Origin of the sequence: Vibrio sp. zbq_1 (assembly GCF_043102935.1) — a bacterium.
GTDB classification, from domain to species: Bacteria; Pseudomonadota; Gammaproteobacteria; order Enterobacterales; family Vibrionaceae; genus Vibrio; species Vibrio parahaemolyticus.
This window is the reverse complement of record NZ_JBICJH010000044.1, coordinates 338,510-357,857: the sequence shown is the minus strand read 5'-3', so window position 1 is coordinate 357,857 and position 19,348 is coordinate 338,510. Positions and strand designations below refer to the sequence as shown.

Below are 19,348 nucleotides of genomic sequence, written 5' to 3'. Positions count from 1 at the left end.
TAAAATGACAAAGGCCAGCATTTGCTGGCCTTTGTTTATATACTCAAGTGACTTCTAAAATGTATTTATCGCTAACATTGAGCTTGTTGGTTGTTCCTGCATTTGCTTTTTGGCGTTGGTCATACATTTTTAAATGAGGTTACTTAAGTATATTAATAGTCGTTATGGAACATAGAATGTATAACAAGGGTAAATCCTACCTAATGTTACTGTTAGCACTTGGTCTTGTTGGCTGTTCGAGTGCGCCTGAGGAGGCAGTAACCAGTGAAGGAGAGACAAATCAAACGACTTCTGATGTGTATGATCCGTTAGAAGGCTTTAACCGCGCGATGTGGGAAATCAACTACGAGTACTTAGATCCGTATTTGGTTCGTCCTGTGTCGATCGCGTACGTTGAATACACACCTGTGCCTATTCGTTCCGGTATCGCCAACTTCTTGTCAAACCTTGATGAACCATCAAGCATGGTGAACAACCTTTTGATGGGTAACGGTAGCAAAGCGGTGGATCACTTTAACCGTTTTTGGATTAACTCTACGTTCGGTATTCTCGGTGTATTTGACATCGCAACTGCGGCGGGTATCACCAAGTACGACAATAAAGAGTTCAGCAGTGCTGTTGGTCATTATGGCGTAGGGAATGGCCCATACTTTATGATACCTGGTTATGGTCCTTATACTTTGCGAGAAGTGACAGATACCGTCGATGGTATGTATCTCCCATTATCTTACTTGAATATTTGGGCTGGTTTAGGGAAGTGGGCATTAGAAGGTTTGGAAAAACGAGCGTTGCTTGTACCGCAAGAAGCACAGCTTGATAGTTCTCCAGATCCTTATGTACTGACTCGAGATGTCTACATTCAGCGTCAAAACTTTAAAGCAGAAATCGACACGGTTGAAGAAGTGAATCCGGAAGAGGAAGCGTTGTTAGACGAATATCTAGATGAATTCTAATCGTTGATGTTTCAAATAAAATGAACGCAATAAAAAAGGCTTAGCAAGTGCTAAGCCTTTTTTGTCTCTCGATTTTTTAACGAGTAATTAGAAACGGTAGTTCGCTTGAACACCGATTAGCCAAACGTTACCCGTTGTTTCACCAACGAATTGACCGCCAACTACTTCAGCTGAATCGTCTGACTTGTAGCCACGAGACTCAACGATTGGTGCGTCTTTCGCGATAATGTAAGTGAAGCCAGCGTCTAGGTTGAAGTCTTTCGTCCAGTCATAAGTTGCACCGATGCTTAACCAAGTACGGTCTGTTTCTGGAATAGTGATCGTGCGGTTCTTATCACTTACAGCAGACGTATCGTATGCAATACCAGTACGTAGGGCTACCTTAGGTTGAAGTTGGTAAGTCGCACCAACTGCAAAGCGGTAGTTATCTTCCCAGTTTTCCACTTTCACCATGTGTGTACCAGCGGTTTCTAGGTGAGCTTCTAGCTTCTCGAAAGAGCTCCAGTCAGTCCAGTTGAAACTTGCGTGTAACGCAAGTTGGTCTGTTACTTGGTGGAAGCTCGCTAGTTCAGCCGTTGCTGGTAGGTTTAGGTACATGTAGCCATTGTCACGCAGCTGTGGAAGCTTAGGAGTACCGAAGCCAAAACCAAGGCCCTCAGCATGACCTTCAAGCTTCAGCTCAACCTCAGATTTGTACGTGAAACCGATGCGGTTGTTTTCATTGATCTGCCACGCTGTACCCAATTGCCAACCCCAAGCCGTATCGTCACCTTCCATGTACTTAAGAGTCGTACCTTGAGGTTTTTGTAATACGTTTACTTTAGGAGTCGTAGCGCCAAAACTTCCTTCACCGATGATGTAACGAATACCACCACCAATACTTACCGCATCATTAATTTTGTATGCTGCGTTTAGGTTTGCTTCCATTGTGGTTACGCTTGCTTCGTTACCAAAATGAGAGGCGGCAAAGCCTTTGCCTAGATCCGTTTCCATACCGTAGTTCGTACCGAACGCTAGGCCGATTGCGAATTGTTCGTTGTATTGATGTGATAGGTAGAAGTTTGGAATGATCGCATCATGTGCGAAGTCATCTGAAGAGGTTGAAGAGGAATTAATTACACTCTGATTTACTGGATGCTTAAGTGTGGTTTGACCATTGATATCAATGTTTGGATTTACATAGATGGCACCAACAGACACTTGAGTGCCCTCTAGGTAAGTAAGCATTGCTGGGTTACGCCATTGAGAACTTGCGTTGTCAGCCATTGCTGCTTCACCAGCGTAAGCACGACCTAGACCTGTTGCAGAATATTCAGCTAATTGGAAGCCTGCTGCATTTGCCATGCCTGAAGTGCCAAGTAGGCTAAGTGCTACTGCTGTTGATAGGAAAGTCTTGTTGGTTTTCATTCTAATGTTCGCTGAATTAATTATAACGTGGGGCAAAAGTCTAAAGGTAGAGTTATTACTTTAGAAATGAAAATCCGGAACATGAATGTATTTAGTATTTTGTTCTAATTTGTTGTTTGTTTATGGTTTTATAATCTAACCATGATAGTGGAATGAAAAAAACTCAGCGAACACCTGTGAGGTCTAATTGTGATTTTTAGATACACGTGTTCACTCAAATTGAGCGGACGATAAGTGTTAGATAAGAAAAAAGGCTGGAAATCCAGCCTTTTATATAGAGTTTACTTACATTAAATGTAAGGAATTTTCTTAGAAGCTACGGCTGTATTGTAAGCCAAACAGGATAGCGTCTGCGTGCGTTGTCGCACTCACACCAGTTGTTAGTAGAGGTGGCGCAATTGGCGTTTCTTCGTTTACTTTTACGTCATCACCCATTAAGTAAGTGAAGCCGAAATCAACATTAGATTTAGTATCGATATGGTATGTGAAACCTGCTGAGAACCATTGGCGATCTGAGTCAGGAACTGAAATCGATGTTAGGTCGTCTTGAGCACTAGTGTCGTACATGTAACCAGCACGTAGAGTCCAGTCTGAGTTCATGTAGTAAGTACCGCCGATAGCGTAGTGCCAACCATCTTGCCATTGGTAATCTTTCGAATAAGTAGGGCCAAGCAAGCCTTGGTTCAAGTTGTCGAAGTCGATTTTATCGAAGTCACTCCAGCCGATGTATTGGATAGAGTAGTGAACTGCGAACTTAGTATCGGTAATTTTATGGTAGCCAGAGAACTCAGCCATATCTGGTAGAGGCAATGTGATCTTCTGACCTTTGTCATCTTTCGCTTCAAACTCAGGACTGTATCGGTAAGATAAACCAAAACGGTTGTTTTCGTCTAACTCATACACAGTACCCACATTAAAGCCTACAGCCCAACCGTCTGCTTTATCTACATCAAGAAGTTTAGCACCACCAACTAGAGGAAGGTTTGCGCTAGCAGTACGTTTCATCGTACCTTGACCGTAGATTAAGTCTAGACCAGCACCAAAGCTCCATTGCTCATTGAGACGGTAAGAGCCTGCTAGACCAAAGTTTGCGCTCTTAACGTCAGTAAGACCGCCATATTCAGTTGCTACATAGCTATCTGAAAATTCAGTTTTAGTACCGAAGTTTGAGTATGCGTTTACACCCCAGGCAAATTTGTCATTAACTGGTACGATAAGGTGAATATTTGGCGCAATAGAAGTGTCACCAACATCATCAGTGTTGGCCACAGGGATTTCGTTGTTGTTAATTCGGTAAGTAGCATCTTTCACTTCAATCATTGAAGTAATGCTTTCAAAACCAAGTGACAGCTCCATTTTATCAAAAAGAGCCATTGCCGCTGGGTTACGAGCCATTACTGACGCGTTATCGGCGATTACTGCATCACCAGCAAACGCACGGCCGATGCCAGTTGCTGATTGAGCGTTAATTTGGAAACCTGCTGCCATCGATTGACCTGAGGCAAAAGCTACCGTTACTGCTAGGAGAGTCTTTTTAAACAGACGCGTATTCTGAGTCATTTGTTTTTCCTTATTAGATTCGTCTCTCTGGACGATAAATTGAGCTTTTGCTCAGTGGCGCAGATAGTAGTATCAAGAGTGGGCTAGACAAATCCGACCATTAGATAAAATTGAATAAAAATTGCGGAAATGATGTCTAAAAGACGGGAAATTGCACTTAAATTGCATAATTTAGAGTTTAAGCTCTAAAAGCAATCGACGTGGTGAATGTTTTGTGAGCGATTAATACAAAAATGCCGCCAAATGAGAGTATTTGACGGCATTTCAATGTTTCTAAGCTAAAGTTGGTGAAGTTGTTACATTGGTTTTAGCATAGGCGCCAGTTTAGTGGCGATAGCGTCAATGTCTTCACCTTGTTCGCCGACTAAAATCATGCTGGTTGAACCTACGGGTTGGACGATACCTGTCATACCATCCTTTTCAAAATCTGCCGATTGTTGGCTAGAAATTCCCGTAATAAAGAGCGTTACTTTGCCCTTTACACCCTGAAAAACCATGTGCAAAGCATTAGCTTCACCAAATCCACAGTGGTTTAGGTAGTAAACGTGGTACGGGAAGTTGTCACTAAACTGATATTGAAATGGCGACATCTTCGCATTGATCTGGGAACTCGGCACGTTTTCATCTAAATGGCGTACAAATGCCTCTTCATGAATGACATGTTTAATAGCCGTATCTGCGAGACTGGCTTGCGCAGGAGGCACCAGAATGTTACCCCAGTTGATTTGCCCCACCAGTAAACCTGCGGTAAAGGCAACAGAAGCTGCAAGCGCCATGGCTTTGCGAACAAAGTTGGGTTTGACGACTTTTTCGTCAAGCGCGCTAGAGGTTTGGCTAAACAAGATTTTATCCGCAAGATCCTCTGGCACGTCCACATTCATGGCCTGCTTAATTTTCGCGTCGAGATCCAAAACGTCATCAACAAACTTACTGTTGGCATCGCTAGCGGCCAACGCTTGCAGAATCTCTTCATCCTTCTGTTTTGGATCCGACAAAATACGACGACGAAATTCTAAATCATCCATTTTTTTGTCCTCTCTTAGTATCTTGAGAATCCAACATCTCTTTAAGTTGATTTCGAGCTCGGAAAAGTCGAGTCATGACGGTGTTCTTATTTAAATCAAGAATGTCGCCGATTTCTTCTCCACTGAAACCGCCAATAACCTGAAGAAACAGAGGTTCACGATATTCCACATCCAACCTCATGATCTGTGCTTGAAGCCATTCTTGTTGATGATGAGGATCGTCGCTGACCTTGGCATCATTGCCGTAGTCATCGATATCAACTAAATCAAATTGTTTGCGTTCGAAGCGACGCGCGTTTTCTCGCCTTAATATAGTAATAAGCCAAGATTTTGCAGCTTTTTCATCTTGAAGGCTATCGAGAGACTTCCATGCACGTAAGCAGGTCTCTTGCACTAAATCTTCCGCAATTGCTTTGTCCTTACACAACCAGTATGCATAACGGTACAAATCGCGGTGATAGCCCCGGACGAGCGCTTCATATTTTCTTTGTTTGTCCATATCAGAGTTGACCGGACTGTTGGAATTTTTCTTTCCAAACATTTTTAATATGGCCACAGGAGCCTCCATCCTCGCTCTGTGTATTTCTTATACGTTTTGAGCATGACTTTACTTCTATTCCATCACTTATGGCTAAGCCAACCTAAGCCAGCATCGAGTGATAAATCCATTTGTTACAAGCTAAGTCGGTATATAAAAGTGTATACACAAATAACCGATATTATCTCTAGTGATGCAGTTTTGCTTGTTAACAATATCATCATTTAGTTATCAATGACTTGGTTAAATGCATTGGATTTATGTATCTGATACGTATTTTGAGTAGCAAGCTTGTGAATGGACTTGAATAGATGAGGCATTTAGATGCGTTCAAAGATCGTAAAATCACCATAAAATTGATCTATTTCAAAATCTCAAGCAGTGAAGGGGTTATAGTACATCTTGTCATCTCGTTAGTCCTTGTGACTAACATGTTGAGCAAGATGACACTTCCTTTTGAAGGCTGACTTTACTTTCTCCTAATCAGGAAACTGATTAATTTTCAATTGGCGTAAGTTAATTGTTTTATAGATATTCCGACCACACAGTTATGTGTGGTTTTTTTTTGCTTCAATTTTACCTGCCACACACTTTCTGCCGTTTTTAGCTTCTATAGTTATTCAATATAATCAATGGACTAGAGCAATTGATCTACTTGCTTCACGTTTATTTAAACGCACGTTTGATAAATTTAACAAATTGATTACAATGCATCAGGTCAGACCTCTTGTATTTAAGGAGAAACAATGGGCAAGCAGGAAGTAAAAACACGCAATGGTGAGCGTGTTGCTATTGTCGCGGGGCTTCGAACTCCCTTTGCTCGTCAAAGCACGGAATTTAGCCAAGTGCCAGCGGTCGATTTAGGGAAAATGGTAGTAAGCGAAATGCTTGCTCGAACAGATATTGATCCGAAATTAATTGAACAAGTGGTGTTTGGACAAGTGGTTCAAATGCCTGAAGCACCAAACATCGCACGAGAAATCGTATTGGGCACGGGGATGAACATCCATACCGACGCTTACAGCGTGACGCGTGCGTGTGCGACGAGCTTCCAAGCGGCGGTAAACGTAGCAGAGAGCATCATGGCTGGCACCATTGAAATTGGTATCGCTGGTGGTGCGGATTCATCTTCTGTACTTCCTATCGGAGTGTCCAAAAAACTTGCTGCTAACCTGTTGGCTCTAAGCAAAACCAAAACATTGGGTCAGAAGCTCAATATTCTCAAGAGTCTGAGTTTTAAAGATCTCATGCCTGTTCCGCCAGCCGTCGCGGAATACTCGACGGGTTTGTCGATGGGACAAACGGCAGAGCAAATGGCGAAGACGCACGGTATCTCACGCGCAGAACAAGATGCGCTAGCTCATCGCTCTCATACATTGGCATCCCAAGCTTGGAAAGAAGGCAAAATCCAAGGTGAGGTGATGACCGCTTTTCCTGAACCTTACAAAAAGTGGATTTCTGAAGACAACAACGTTCGTCACGACTCGACGTTAGAGGGCTATGCAAAGTTACGTCCTGCATTTGACCGCCAGTACGGCAGTGTTACCGCAGCAAACAGTACGCCGCTGACTGATGGCGGCGCGGCAGTGATGCTGATGCGCGAAGGTAAAGCGAAAGAGTTGGGCATGGAAATTCTTGGCTACATCCGTGGCTACGCATTCTCAGCGATTGGTGTGGAAAAAGACATGCTGATGGGACCGACTTACGCGACTGCGAAAGTGCTCGAAAACACAGGCTTGGAACTGTCGGATCTGACTCTGATCGATATGCATGAAGCGTTTGCTGCTCAAGCATTGGCAAACGTGAAAATGTTTGCCTCAGATAAGTTTGCTCAAGAAAACCTAGGTCGTTCGAAAGCGATCGGTGAAATCGACATGGATAAATTCAACGTGCTCGGTGGCTCAATTGCTTACGGTCACCCATTCGCGGCGACGGGTGCGCGTATGATGACGCAAACTCTACGTGAACTGAAACGTCGTGGTGGTGGTATTGCATTGAATACCGCTTGTGCTGCGGGTGGTCTTGGCGCTGCAATGATTCTGGAGGTTGAGTAATGAGCGAGCAAAAAGCATTTAGTCTTAACGTTGATGAGCAGAACATTGCATGGTTAGCGATCGACGTACCGAATGAAAAGATGAACACGCTACAGGCAGCTTTTGCTGATGAAATGAAAGAAATTTTTGCTCAGCTAAAAGACTCCAGTGGCATCAAAGGGATGATCATTCACTCCTTAAAACCGGACAATTTTGTGGCAGGTGCCGACGTTCGTATGTTGGAGGCATGTACCACAGCGAATGAAGCACAAGCATTGGCAAAACAAGGTCAAGAGTTGTTCCAACAACTGTCTGACTTACCTTACCCTGTGGTTGCGGCTATTCACGGCCCATGTTTGGGTGGCGGTTTAGAACTTGCGCTTGCATGTGATTACCGTGTTTGTACGGATTCCGATAAGACACGCTTAGGCTTACCAGAAGTTCAACTCGGTCTATTACCGGGTTCTGGCGGTACTCAGCGTTTGCCACGTTTGATTGGTCTGTTACCGTCATTGGACTTGATCCTGACGGGTAAACAGCTTCGCGCGAAGAAAGCCAAAAAACTTGGCGTTGTGGACGCGTGTGTCCCTGACACCATTTTGCTCGACGTAGCAAAACAGTTTATCGACAAAGGCAAGAACAAGGGCAAGAAAAAGCAATCGACGAAAGAGAAGTTGATGTCGGGCAGTGGGTTAGGTCGTAAGCTTGTTTTCGAACAAGCTGCGAAGAAAACCAACCAGAAGACCCGTGGCAACTATCCAGCAACGGTCGCGATTCTTGAAGTGATTCAACACGGTCTGGAAAAAGGCTTTGCACAAGGGCAAGAGCTTGAAGCGAAACGATTTGGTGAGCTTGTGATGAGCTCCGAATCGAAAGCATTGCGCTCTATCTTCTTCGCGACTACTGAAATGAAGAAGGAACACGGCACGGATGCACAGCCAACAGCGGTGAAAAAAGTGGGTGTTCTTGGTGGCGGCTTAATGGGCGCTGGGATCAGTCATGTAACGGTTGCAAAAGCAAAAGTGCCTGTTCGAATCAAAGATGTGAGCAATGACGGTGTGTTGAATGCACTTAACTACAACTACAAGTTGTTTGAGAAGCAGCGCAAACGTCGCATCCTGTCGAAAGCCGATTTACAGGCGAAGATGTTGCAACTGTCAGGTGGCGTAGACTTTACAAGTTACAACCACATTGATGTTGTGATCGAAGCGGTTTTCGAAGACTTGGATCTAAAACAACAGATGGTTGCGGACATTGAAGCAAACGCAAAAGCTGAAACTATTTTTGCTACGAACACGTCTTCGTTACCAATTCACAAGATTGCAGAAAAGGCAGAGCGACCAGAAAACATCGTCGGTTTACATTACTTTAGCCCAGTAGAAAAAATGCCGCTGGTGGAAGTGATTCCGCATGAAACAACGTCTGATGAAACCATTTCGACAGTTGTCGCATTGGCTAAGAAACAGGGTAAAACCCCAATCGTTGTGAAGGACAAAGCTGGCTTTTACGTAAACCGCATTCTTGCGCCTTACATGAATGAAGCTGCGCATATCTTGCTGGCAAATGAGCCGATTGAGAAGTTAGATGGTGCGTTGTTGGATTTCGGCTTCCCTGTTGGGCCAATCACGTTACTTGATGAAGTTGGTGTTGATATTGGCGCGAAGATCATGCCGATTCTGGTCAATGAGTTGGGCGAGCGATTCAAAGGTCCTGATGTATTCGATATCTTATTGAATGACGGTCGCAAAGGACGTAAGAGCGGGAAAGGTTTCTACACTTACAAAGGTAAGAAGAAAGAAGTCGATAAATCCATCTACAAGCTACTCAAACTGACGCCAGAATCGAAGCTCAGCGATAACGATATTGCGTTGCGCTGTGTACTGCCAATGCTTAATGAAGCAGTACGATGCTTGGACGACGGTATTATTCGCTCTCCGCGCGATGGCGATATTGGTGCGATTTTTGGTATTGGCTTCCCTCCATTCCTTGGCGGGCCATTCCGTTATATGGATCAATTCGGTTTGAAAGAACTGGTTGAGAAAATGAACGAATTTGCATCGAAATATGGCGATCGTTATGCGCCATGCGACGGACTGCTGACTAGAGCGGGTGAAGGTCGTACCTTCTACTAAGTGCTTGAAACGCTGAACATTAAAAAGGCTTGCATCGCGCAAGCCTTTTTTCGAACAGAAGTGTTTATTTCTTCTTGTCTTTTTTATCTTTGTTATGCCCTTTACCTGGGTTGTCATCGCCATGCACGCTAGCGTTTCCTTTTTTGTCTTTATCATCCCAGTTTTTAGAAGAGCAATCGTCGGATTTGACGGAAATATTGTCACCGCTTAGGCGAACACAATCTTTGCTCAATTCAAAATCGTCACCTTTTACTGTGATTTCTGCATGAGCGGATGCGAATGGTAATAATACTGCAGCAAGTAGTAATAGTTTCTTCATGAGTGCCTCATCTACATGTTTTTTGTGCGGTAATTAGAGCATAAGCGGCAATCGCGTAATTTCAATTTTCTGTTAAGACTATCCAAGTCGTATTAGTAAATTGATGGGTTTCTCACATATTTTACAGCTCGACTTCCGCCCATTTTATCCATTACGGTGATGGTCTTAGCCCAGACCGCAATCTTTTGGTCGTAACTGAAATTCTTCGATAGAACCAATTTCTTGCCCTAAGTGAATTCGAGGTGCGTCGACATGTGCTTGGCCTTGCGAGTGCATGACTAACCGGTTTGCTGTTCTCGGTTTCAGTTCGTTAACGACAAAGCGAATCATGTCTGCTCTTGTTAGCTTTTTGAGCTCGGCTAGTACTTTTTCGCGTTGATTAAACTCGGTATCTTTGTTGCCTATTGCTACCCATAAGCGTTGCGCTCGTCCACGTAAAGTTGTGTCTGGGGTTGCGATTTGGTTCCAAAGACCACGCTTACTGCTGTGCCATTGGTAGTCGTTAAGCTCCAAAAGCACCATGTAAAATGCATTTAAAAATTCATCGATAGAGGTGACCAATTCCGCAGGAGCTGCGTTTGGTGATTGCACATAAAGCACAATCCCCGGATGACGGTTCAGTGGCATGTTACCAGTGCCGACCATGTAGCCGAGTTGCTGCTTGGTGCGAATCTCATGAAAGAAGGTTGCCGACATGAGGTGATTGGCCAAAGAATAAAGTGCGATGCTGCGCGGCTCGATGTCTTCACACTGGTGGTAAATTACCACAGCAGAGTCTTGTTGATTACAATGCACTTCGCGCTGAAAACTGCCATTTTGACCGAGCATGATTAACGGACGCAGTGCTTCTTCGTAGCGCTGTTCTTTTACGCGCAAGGCATCTTTCAAGGTTGTTGCCATATCATGCGCTTGTTGACGTTGCCAGTCGCCATAAACGAACATTTCTACGTGGAGTTCCGCCAAAATCGACTCGACGAATGTCGACAGCTCATCGACTTCAATTTCTTCCAGCGCTTCTGCAAGCGTCGCGAAAGGAGGATTGTTGGGCTGCAACAAACCTGTTAATGCGTTGAACAGTTGAGAAATTGGGCGATCTTGAGATGAATTTCGCCAATTACGTAATAATTGTTGTTTGATGGTTTCGAATCGAGTCGGGTTGAACTCTCTAGCGGCGAAACGGCGTAAAATCATCTCAAGCAGTTGCGGCAGTTTTTGGCTGAAGCCCGACAACGTCAAAGTTACCCCACCTTGGTGTGCATACATGTTGTAGCCCATGCCCGCGATTTCAGCTTGGTAGGTTTCTTTGGCTAGTGAGTCCAAAAACATTTCGACACAAAGACGTGTTTTCACAATATTTTTAGGCGATGCGACCGCGTGAGAACTGTCGATCGCAACGTACACTACGCCTTTCGGCACTCGGAACTCATCATCTTGCAAATGCCACAGGCGAAAACCTTCGAGATCTTCAATCAACTCCGGTAGTGAGCCCCCGTTTTCAAAGGGCATTGGGTCGAGGTCGTAACAAATGTACGGGTTCTTCTCTGGCAGAACAAACTGCCAACGCGGATCAATTTGTTGGAAGAAGCGTTTTTGCTCGCTACTGAATGGAGTGACGGAGTAGGGGGTGAAATACCACTCCGCAGTGCGATTGTACTCAAGTCCTTTGGCGATCAGCGTAACGCGGACATTGTCGACAGATAAATATTGCAGCAGAGAACGTTGTAGATCTTCATCATAGCCCGACATTTTGTAGTCGCCATAGATAATATCGTGCGGCTGATAATGCTGCATATTGATGACTAAATGGCTAACTAAATCGAGAGGGCGTGAAGGTTCTTGAAAGCGGAATGCAGATTCCAATACTGCTTGCTTCTCTAGGTAGCGCCACTCATTCATTCCGTCTTGTTTGATCATGGTTAGATATTGGAAGACAGCTTGAATGATGTCATCTACGTGGTCTAACCCTTCTGGTGTGAGTGTACAACTGACCGTAAAATCACGATAGTTGCTGCCACTTGCCCCGCCGCCGGCTGATAGGGAAGTGATCCAGCCTTTGCTTTTCAGTTGAAGCATCAAGCTCCCTTCGCCTTCGTAACCTAATAAATGAGCGAAATAAGAGAGAGGCTTCACGCCGTAGTGTTTATCCATTCCCGGCATAGGGAAGGTGAGAATGAGTTTGCGAAACTCTTTGATGGGCTCAATTTGAACCAAAATTCCGGTGCTGTCTTCAGTCCCAATCGGTACGTTAATCGATTTACCACTTAATTGATGATTAGGGATGTCAGCGAACATGGCTTCTACCCAAGCTTGCTGCTCATCAAGAGATTGAGGCCCAAACAACGTCAGCGTCATAAGATCGGCTGAATATTGAGAATGATGAAACTCGACAATTTCATCACGAATAGACTGACCATCTCGGTCGCCAAGCGTATCTAAATTGCCGACAGAGAATTTTGAAAATGGATGTTCTGGATTGATGACTTCTTTGTTGACTTGATACAAGCGACGCGAGTCGTCATTCAATTTCAGCTTGTACTCAGAGTCGACCGCTTGGCGCTCTTTATCTAATGCTTCTTCGTTAAACAGTGGCGCGGTAAAGAATTGGCTAAAGCGATCCAGTGCGTTTTCAAATGCACTTGGAGTGACATCAAAAAAGAAGCAGGTGTGCTCCGTTCCTGTCCACGCGTTATTCGTTCCACCATGTTGGCTAATATAACTTTGAAACTCGCCCACTTTAGGGTATTTTTCCGTACCCAAAAAAAGCATGTGTTCTAGATAGTGAGCCAGACCTTGACGATCAACTGGGTCGTCGAAGTGTCCAACGTTCACAGCTAGGGCGGCTGCCGACTGTTGAGCTGTATCAGAATGAATCAGCAATACGCGCAAGCCATTACTCAAAGTAAGGTAGCGGTATTGGTTTGAATCGTTTGGACTTAGGTGCACGATGCGTCTCCAGATTTCGCATTACATTAATTATGAACCCCAAAGGGGGTAGCGCAAATGTTGCGTTCGACAAATACTGCTTGCCGCATTTTTGTTATTCGTAAGAGTACTGCATTGGGCCCATCGCTTTTGCGTATGGGGTAGAGCTGTTTGAAGGAATGCACTGAGTTCATTACTTCATCGTAGAATGTGATGAACTGAGTATATTCTTTTTAATAGATTGTTAAGAAAGTCGCTATCTTTAGCAAGCGAATTGGTATAATGAACAGATAATTATATCAGTATTTTTGTTTCGTCATTATTAAAATTAGCCCCGATTATCTATAAAGATAGCAGTCAACCTTTTGGTAGCGTTAGCTATCCCTAGGAAATAACATGAAAATATTCATCATGCGTCATGGCGAAGCTGAGCATTTCGCAGATTCAGACGCAGCAAGAGAACTGACCCAAAGAGGCAGAACCGAGTCAGAGGCTGTTGCACGAGCTTGTGCTGAGCAAGGTTTTGCTCAATTTGACAAAGTGTTGGTGAGCCCCTACATCCGTGCTCAGCAAACCTGGCAAGAAATCAGTACGTTTTTCTCGACAAAAAGCATCGAGACCAGTGACGACATCACACCATACGGTCAGTCGGATTGCGTGTTTGATTTTGCGAACGCGCTCATTGAAGTCGAGAAACTAGAATCTCTATTGTTTGTTTCTCATTTACCGTTAGTTGGTTATTTGACGTCTGAGTTTGTGAAAGAGATGACGCCTCCGATGTTCCCAACCTCTGGTTTAGTGTGCATCGAATACGAACCACAAACACAGCGTGGTGAGGTGCTTTGGCATATTACGCCTTGAGCGTCTAAGTCATCGTTATCTAAAGATAAATCGATCTCTTAAATAGACAGACATCTAAAACAAGCATTTAAAAATTAGATATTGATAAACAAAAGGCAGGAATATCCTGCCTTTCTTATTCTTAGAATGTATGTGTTACTTCTCTGGAATAGAGAGCAAAACCAGCAGCGCGCCGTCACCGCCAAATTCTAACGGTGCTTGGTGGAAGGCCATCACATCAGGGTGCTGAGCCAGCCAAAGTGGGGCTTTTTGCTTCAGAATGTGTTTACCAATACCGTGTTGAACACACGCACAGTGAATTTCGTTTTTTACGCAATAGGCGATCATGGCACCAAGTTCGCGTTTAGCTTCTTGCTGTGTCATGCCGTGCATATCGAGGAAAACGTCAGGCACGTAGACACCGCGACGCAGACGTTTTACTTCATAAGTAGAAACATCATCACGAGCATAGCGAGTTGGGCCTTCTTCGTTTAATCGAGGCACAAACTCATCGGAAAAGTAAAACTCAGAATCACTCGCTTCTCGGTTTGAGCGTTTGATTTCTTTTTGCTTAGTATTTTTTTTTGGTTGCTGGATTATGGTATCCTGTCGCAACTTTTTTACGCCCTGTACTGCTTCCTTAAACAAGGCGAAATCGTCATCATGTTCGGTGTCTTTTTTGCTCATTAGGTAAACAATTTCATTAATAAACTTTATTGGCAGTATTGTAGCGCTTTTCGGAGGCAATTTTGGATAAGATTTTTGTAGAAGAGGCGGTATCGGAACTGCATACCCTTCAAGATATGATTCGTTGGACGGTTAGCCGCTTTAATGCAGCGAACCTGTTTTACGGTCATGGTACTGATAACGCGTGGGATGAAGCCGTTCAGCTTATCCTGCCAACCTTATACTTGCCGATCGATGTGCCTCCGCATGTATTGAACTCTCGCCTAACTACAAGTGAGCGTCTACGCATTGTTGAGCGAGTAGTAAAACGCATTAACGAGCGTACGCCAACGGCTTACTTAACAAACAAAGCGTGGTTCTGTGGTCTTGAGTTCTTCGTTGACGAGCGTGTTCTTGTGCCACGTTCTCCAATTGGTGAATTGATTCAAGCGGAATTCCAACCTTGGCTGGTGGAAGAGCCAACTCGAATCATGGATCTATGTACGGGCAGTGGCTGTATTGCGATTGCATGTGCGCACGCATTCCCTGAAGCAGAAGTTGACGCGATTGATATCTCAGCGGACGCGCTTCAAGTTGCAGAACAAAACATTCAAGATCACGGCATGGAACAACAAGTGTTCCCAATCCGTTCGGATCTGTTCCGCGATCTGCCAAAAGAAAAATACAACCTCATCGTGTCTAACCCACCTTATGTGGATGAAGAAGACATGAACAGCCTGCCACAAGAGTTCACACATGAACCTGAGCTAGGTTTGGCTGCGGGTACAGATGGCCTGAAATTGGTTCGCCGTATTCTTGCGAACGCGCCAGACTACCTAACTGATGACGGTATCTTGATCTGTGAAGTGGGCAACTCAATGATCCATATGATGGACCAGTACCCACAAATTCCATTCACTTGGATTGAATTTGAAAACGGTGGCCACGGCGTATTTATGCTGACTCGTGCGCAACTGGTTGATTGTGCAGAAGAGTTCAAACTGTACAAAGACTAATCCGTCTTTCCCAAAAACCTCAAAACACCGAGCCTGATGCTCGGTGTTTTTTTATGCATAACTCATCGATATTAACTCTTTACATCAAAACGTAATAAAGCCACTATGAATCCACGAAGAATTGGAAAGCAGTTGCGTTCAATCAGAGAGCGTGGCGACAATAACTTGAGGAAGTAATGGCAGGAAACAGTATCGGACAACATTTTCGAGTGACAACATTCGGAGAAAGTCACGGTATCGCACTGGGATGTATCGTAGACGGATGTCCTCCGGGATTAGAAATTACAGAAGCAGATCTGCAAACGGATCTCGACCGTCGTCGTCCTGGCACATCACGTTACACCACACAGCGTCGTGAACCGGACGAAGTTAAAATTCTTTCTGGCGTGTTTGAAGGCAAAACCACAGGCACTTCAATCGGCCTGCTGATCGAAAACACCGATCAACGTTCAAAAGATTACTCAGACATCAAAGATAAGTTCCGCCCGGGACATGCTGATTACACTTACCACCAAAAATATGGCATTCGTGACTATCGTGGCGGCGGCCGTTCGTCAGCCCGTGAAACTGCGATGCGTGTGGCTGCAGGTGCAATCGCGAAGAAATATCTGAAAGATGAATTTGGCGTAGAAATCCGTGCTTACTTGTCACAAATGGGCGATGTTTCTATTGATAAAGTCGACTGGGACGAAATTGAAAACAACGCATTCTTCTGCCCAGATGCAGACAAAGTGGAAGCGTTTGATGAACTGATCCGCGACCTAAAAAAAGAAGGCGACTCAATTGGTGCGAAAATTCAGGTTGTTGCAACCAACGTACCTGTTGGCCTTGGTGAACCAGTGTTTGACCGCTTGGATGCAGACATTGCGCACGCGCTAATGAGCATCAACGCGGTGAAGGGTGTCGAAATCGGTGATGGTTTTGATGTCGTAAACCAAAAAGGCAGTCAGCACCGTGACCCACTTTCTCCACAAGGTTTTGGTAGCAACCATGCTGGTGGCATCCTTGGTGGTATCTCGACAGGTCAAGACATCGTTGCGAATATTGCACTTAAGCCAACATCAAGCATTACGGTTCCGGGTGACACGATCACTAAAGAAGGTGAACCTACTCAGCTCATTACGAAAGGTCGTCACGACCCATGTGTCGGCATTCGTGCTGTACCTATTGCTGAAGCCATGCTGGCGATTGTTGTGATGGATCACTTACTGCGTCATCGTGGGCAAAACCACGGCGTAACGACAGAAACACCAAAGATTTAAGTTTGGTGCTCCAAATACAAAAAAGGTTGCTCATGAAGCAACCTTTTCTTTTTTGTTCTTTTTTCTTACTTAGTGGAGCGAGCTTTCTGTTTCTAACTGGAAAGAAGGCAAACGCCACTTAAATCGAACCGCTGCCATACGAAGTACGTAACCCACAACAAGGGTAACAATGGTTGCTGTTACGTCTGGCACGTTGAATTCTAGTAACGCAAGGTAAAGGCCGGATGCAATCAACGCGATAGAAGCGTATAGCTCCTCATGCAGTACCAACGGAGTTTGGCGACAGATCAAATCGCGAAGTAAGCCACCAAATACGCCAGTCACCAATGCAGACACCATACAGATGCCTGGGTGCAAGCCCATGCCCATCGCGATCTTGGTACCGATGATGCTAAATACAATCAAACCCAGTGCATCAAGACGAATGAACAAGCCTTTTAGTTTGATCACCCATTTCGCGAGGCCAGTCGTTAGTACGCCAGCAACACAGGTGATAGCCAGAAATTCAGGATTCTTGACCCAACCAAGAGGGTAGTGGCCCAATAAAATGTCACGCACTGTGCCGCCGCCAATGGCTGTCGCACTCGCTACCAACATAACGCCAAACCAGTCCATTTTTCTTCTACCAGCGCTTAACGCACCTGTCATGGCTTCAGCCGTGATACCAATGATATACAACACACTTAGCAACATAGGGGAACACTCAAAGTAAAAAGTTACCGTTTATCCATTACAAAATGGTTAGGGCAGTAACAACACTTACAAACGGCTTAATCAGTCTTAAAAAGTGATTAAAACCAGCAACATGCTCATAATCAAACTGCTTGAAAAACAGCAATTTGAGTGGCACCAAAATAAGGCGAGAGTGTATTAGTAAATGAGTACGCTGACGAATGAGAAATTGTATTGAGAAAGGTCGGTTCAGATAAATTCAACTAATAACCAAAACTGTGGGATGCCTTTACCTTATTTGCAAAAACAGCGACAATGCGCAGCGCATGTCAATTTGAAGTACAGACTCGACGATGACCCACGAATACCAAGATCTAATCACCATTTTCAATGACACTTTTCTTGAGCAGTTCAACACCACGCTAGAGCTTGGTGGTGATGAGCCTATTTATCTGCCAGCTGATGATGAGCATCCTCACCATCGTATTGTTTTTGCTCGAGGTTTTTACGCTTCTGCTCTGCACGAAATCGCGCACTGGTGTGTCGCTGGTCCTGAACGTCGTTTAATGGAAGATTTTGGCTACTGGTATGAGCCGGATGGACGCACCGAAGCCGTACAAGCTGAGTTCGAAAAAGTAGAAATTCGCCCTCAAGCTTACGAATGGATTCTTGCCACGAGTGCTGGCTTCCCTTTTACGGTCAGTTGTGACAATCTACACGGCGATTTTGAACCAGATAGGCTTGGCTTTATGCAAAAAGTGCATAAAGAAGTATTAGGTATTTTGGAAGCAGGTTTGCCACCGCGAGTGAAAATGCTTTCGGACGCCTTACGTGCGTTCTACCAAACTAAGCCGCTGGAAGCGTCTGATTTTAGCGTTAAGTAACCCAAATAACCTCAGAGAAACTCCATGATTATTGAATTTGAAGAAAAACTACTAGAACTGATTGATGCTCGTATTGAAAACGCATCTGATGATGAACTGTTTGCTGGTGGTTATCTACGTGGTCACATCTCTCTGTCTGCCGCATCTTGTGAAGATGACAGCATCAACGATGTTGAAGAGCTAAAATCTCGTATCGCGAACAGCCTAGAAGAAGCACGTGCAGAACTGACGCCTGCGGATCGCGTGATTGTTAGTGATCTATGGCAAGAGCTGCAATCACAAGCATAATATCTACGAATTGCTGTAAATGAGTGCTCAGTGTAACTGAATGAAAGCCTGTTAACCTTGTTGTGACTATTTTTTTCAACGGGTTATATCAAACGTCACCTTATTCTAGGCGTGCTTCTTGGCTATTTCTGAGCATATCTTTTCTATCGTTATCTCGCCTTTTAATTGAAATCAACTCCTTCGAAATATTCGAATCTCTCCATAAGATTTTTGTGGTTGTTGCCAGCCTGTTTAACTTTTATTCTGCAAAGCATAAAACGTGAACAAAGGAATATAACCATGAAAATTGTCGCATTCGGTGCTTCTACCAGCTCAACCTCAATCAACAAAACGCTTGCTACTTACGCCGCTCAACAAGTAGAAGGCGCGCAAGTGAACGTGTTGGATTTAAACAACTACAACGTTCCAATGTTTAGTGAAGACAAAGAGAAAGAAATCGGTCAAGCGGAAGGCGCAATCGCTTTTTTACGCGAGCTAGAGCAAGCTGATGCCATCGTTGTATCATTTGCAGAGCACAACGGTTCTTACGCTGCGGCTTACAAAAACTTGTTCGATTGGGCAACGCGTATCGAGCGCAATGTGTTCCAAAATAAACCGGTAGTTTACCTTGCGACGTCACCGGGCCCTGGTGGCGCGCAAAGCGTGCTAGCGGCGGCAACGGGTTCAGCGCCATTTTTTGCAGCGGACGTTAAAGCGTCGGTTTCGGTACCAAGTTTTTACGAGAACTTTGACTTGGAGTCGGGTGAGATTGTAAATCAAGAAATTGCAGAGCAAGTGAAACAAGCCGTCGCGTTGCTCAAGTAATACGCCATTAAAAAAGAGATTCCCGAC

The 19,348-nt window shown here is 44.5% G+C and carries 17 protein-coding genes; 9 read left to right on the top strand and 8 right to left on the bottom strand.

Annotated elements, in window-relative coordinates:
* Positions 1-176 precede the first annotated feature (176 nt).
* A complete protein-coding gene (locus tag ACF8CV_RS23970; RefSeq protein WP_005494388.1) occupies positions 177-953 on the top strand; it encodes a VacJ family lipoprotein in 777 nt (258 codons plus the stop codon).
* Between the two features lie 87 nt (positions 954-1,040).
* Here ACF8CV_RS23970 and ACF8CV_RS23965 read toward each other — a convergent pair whose 3' ends face one another.
* From ACF8CV_RS23965 to ACF8CV_RS23950, 4 genes are all read right to left on the bottom strand, one after another.
* Positions 1,041-2,360: an outer membrane protein transport protein gene (locus ACF8CV_RS23965; protein WP_138937885.1), complete on the bottom strand. Its 1,320-nt coding sequence runs from the start codon at positions 2,358-2,360 to the stop codon at positions 1,041-1,043.
* A gap of 309 nt (positions 2,361-2,669) precedes the next feature.
* Entirely contained in the window at positions 2,670-3,920 is a 1,251-nt protein-coding gene (locus ACF8CV_RS23960; protein ID WP_138937884.1) for an outer membrane protein transport protein, read from the bottom strand.
* A 296-nt stretch (positions 3,921-4,216) separates the two neighbouring features.
* Positions 4,217-4,945 (bottom strand): DUF3379 domain-containing protein, encoded by a 729-nt coding sequence (locus tag ACF8CV_RS23955; protein WP_025507790.1) that lies wholly within the window; start codon positions 4,943-4,945, stop codon positions 4,217-4,219.
* Positions 4,938-5,513: a sigma-70 family RNA polymerase sigma factor gene (locus tag ACF8CV_RS23950; RefSeq protein ID WP_005479482.1), complete on the bottom strand. Its 576-nt coding sequence runs from the start codon at positions 5,511-5,513 to the stop codon at positions 4,938-4,940. The genes ACF8CV_RS23955 and ACF8CV_RS23950 overlap by 8 nt, the downstream gene beginning before the upstream one ends.
* A gap of 716 nt (positions 5,514-6,229) precedes the next feature.
* Between ACF8CV_RS23950 and fadI the strand changes: the two genes are divergently transcribed.
* Both fadI and fadJ read left to right on the top strand, forming a co-directional pair.
* Positions 6,230-7,537 (top strand): acetyl-CoA C-acyltransferase FadI, encoded by a 1,308-nt coding sequence (gene fadI / locus ACF8CV_RS23945; protein WP_005457699.1) that lies wholly within the window; start codon positions 6,230-6,232, stop codon positions 7,535-7,537.
* Positions 7,537-9,648: a fatty acid oxidation complex subunit alpha FadJ gene (gene fadJ / locus ACF8CV_RS23940; protein ID WP_138937883.1), complete on the top strand. Its 2,112-nt coding sequence runs from the start codon at positions 7,537-7,539 to the stop codon at positions 9,646-9,648. Before fadI ends, fadJ begins: the two co-directional genes overlap by 1 nt.
* Before the next feature lie 64 nt (positions 9,649-9,712).
* Here fadJ and ACF8CV_RS23935 read toward each other — a convergent pair whose 3' ends face one another.
* Complete coding sequence (locus tag ACF8CV_RS23935; protein ID WP_005457697.1) at positions 9,713-9,967, bottom strand: hypothetical protein; 255 nt, start codon at positions 9,965-9,967, stop codon at positions 9,713-9,715.
* A gap of 165 nt (positions 9,968-10,132) precedes the next feature.
* Positions 10,133-12,910 carry an insulinase family protein gene (locus ACF8CV_RS23930; protein ID WP_025500551.1) on the bottom strand — a complete coding sequence of 926 codons (2,778 nt, stop codon included), beginning with the start codon at positions 12,908-12,910 and terminating at the stop codon, positions 10,133-10,135.
* 375 nt (positions 12,911-13,285) lie between these two features.
* On the opposite strand from ACF8CV_RS23930, the gene sixA reads away from it, so the two are divergent.
* Positions 13,286-13,750, top strand: a complete 465-nt coding sequence (gene sixA, locus ACF8CV_RS23925; RefSeq protein ID WP_005457775.1) for a phosphohistidine phosphatase SixA — start codon at positions 13,286-13,288, stop codon at positions 13,748-13,750.
* Between the two features lie 135 nt (positions 13,751-13,885).
* Here the strand turns inward: sixA and smrB are convergent, their stop codons facing one another.
* The gene (gene smrB / locus ACF8CV_RS23920; protein ID WP_005457721.1) at positions 13,886-14,416 is read right to left on the bottom strand and encodes an endonuclease SmrB; all 531 of its coding nucleotides are present in this window, start codon (positions 14,414-14,416) and stop codon (positions 13,886-13,888) included.
* A gap of 62 nt (positions 14,417-14,478) precedes the next feature.
* Between smrB and prmB the strand changes: the two genes are divergently transcribed.
* Both prmB and aroC read left to right on the top strand, forming a co-directional pair.
* A complete protein-coding gene (gene prmB / locus ACF8CV_RS23915; RefSeq protein ID WP_005457652.1) occupies positions 14,479-15,411 on the top strand; it encodes a 50S ribosomal protein L3 N(5)-glutamine methyltransferase in 933 nt (310 codons plus the stop codon).
* A gap of 176 nt (positions 15,412-15,587) precedes the next feature.
* Positions 15,588-16,673, top strand: coding sequence for a chorismate synthase (gene aroC, locus ACF8CV_RS23910; RefSeq protein ID WP_069515594.1), 1,086 nt, complete (start codon positions 15,588-15,590; stop codon positions 16,671-16,673).
* A gap of 69 nt (positions 16,674-16,742) precedes the next feature.
* On the opposite strand, the gene ACF8CV_RS23905 is transcribed toward aroC, so the two are convergent.
* Entirely contained in the window at positions 16,743-17,366 is a 624-nt protein-coding gene (locus ACF8CV_RS23905; protein WP_005494413.1) for a trimeric intracellular cation channel family protein, read from the bottom strand.
* A gap of 332 nt (positions 17,367-17,698) precedes the next feature.
* Between ACF8CV_RS23905 and ACF8CV_RS23900 the strand changes: the two genes are divergently transcribed.
* The 3 genes from ACF8CV_RS23900 to ACF8CV_RS23890 all read left to right on the top strand — a co-directional run bounded on the left by ACF8CV_RS23900 (position 17,699) and on the right by ACF8CV_RS23890 (position 19,321).
* A complete protein-coding gene (locus tag ACF8CV_RS23900; RefSeq protein WP_138937882.1) occupies positions 17,699-18,229 on the top strand; it encodes an elongation factor P hydroxylase in 531 nt (176 codons plus the stop codon).
* A gap of 24 nt (positions 18,230-18,253) precedes the next feature.
* Positions 18,254-18,517: a YfcL family protein gene (locus tag ACF8CV_RS23895; protein WP_138937881.1), complete on the top strand. Its 264-nt coding sequence runs from the start codon at positions 18,254-18,256 to the stop codon at positions 18,515-18,517.
* Between the two features lie 279 nt (positions 18,518-18,796).
* The gene (locus ACF8CV_RS23890) at positions 18,797-19,321 is read left to right on the top strand and encodes an NADPH-dependent FMN reductase (RefSeq protein ID WP_031819292.1); all 525 of its coding nucleotides are present in this window, start codon (positions 18,797-18,799) and stop codon (positions 19,319-19,321) included.
* The last annotated feature ends 27 nt before the right edge of the window (positions 19,322-19,348 follow it).

Bases quoted from the DNA above. Each gene is read 5' to 3' on its own strand.
- ACF8CV_RS23970 (WP_005494388.1), top strand. From the start codon at position 177: ATGTATAACAAGGGTAAATCCTACCTAATGTTACTGTTAGCACTTGGT.
- ACF8CV_RS23965 (WP_138937885.1), bottom strand. From the start codon at position 2,360: ATGAAAACCAACAAGACTTTCCTATCAACAGCAGTAGCACTTAGCCTA.
- ACF8CV_RS23960 (WP_138937884.1), bottom strand. From the start codon at position 3,920: ATGACTCAGAATACGCGTCTGTTTAAAAAGACTCTCCTAGCAGTAACG.
- ACF8CV_RS23955 (WP_025507790.1), bottom strand. From the start codon at position 4,945: ATGGATGATTTAGAATTTCGTCGTCGTATTTTGTCGGATCCAAAACAG.
- ACF8CV_RS23950 (WP_005479482.1), bottom strand. From the start codon at position 5,513: ATGGAGGCTCCTGTGGCCATATTAAAAATGTTTGGAAAGAAAAATTCC.
- fadI (WP_005457699.1), top strand. From the start codon at position 6,230: ATGGGCAAGCAGGAAGTAAAAACACGCAATGGTGAGCGTGTTGCTATT.
- fadJ (WP_138937883.1), top strand. From the start codon at position 7,537: ATGAGCGAGCAAAAAGCATTTAGTCTTAACGTTGATGAGCAGAACATT.
- ACF8CV_RS23935 (WP_005457697.1), bottom strand. From the start codon at position 9,967: ATGAAGAAACTATTACTACTTGCTGCAGTATTATTACCATTCGCATCC.
- sixA (WP_005457775.1), top strand. From the start codon at position 13,286: ATGAAAATATTCATCATGCGTCATGGCGAAGCTGAGCATTTCGCAGAT.
- smrB (WP_005457721.1), bottom strand. From the start codon at position 14,416: ATGAGCAAAAAAGACACCGAACATGATGACGATTTCGCCTTGTTTAAG.
- aroC (WP_069515594.1), top strand. From the start codon at position 15,588: ATGGCAGGAAACAGTATCGGACAACATTTTCGAGTGACAACATTCGGA.
- ACF8CV_RS23905 (WP_005494413.1), bottom strand. From the start codon at position 17,366: ATGTTGCTAAGTGTGTTGTATATCATTGGTATCACGGCTGAAGCCATG.
- ACF8CV_RS23900 (WP_138937882.1), top strand. From the start codon at position 17,699: ATGACCCACGAATACCAAGATCTAATCACCATTTTCAATGACACTTTT.
- ACF8CV_RS23895 (WP_138937881.1), top strand. From the start codon at position 18,254: ATGATTATTGAATTTGAAGAAAAACTACTAGAACTGATTGATGCTCGT.
- ACF8CV_RS23890 (WP_031819292.1), top strand. From the start codon at position 18,797: ATGAAAATTGTCGCATTCGGTGCTTCTACCAGCTCAACCTCAATCAAC.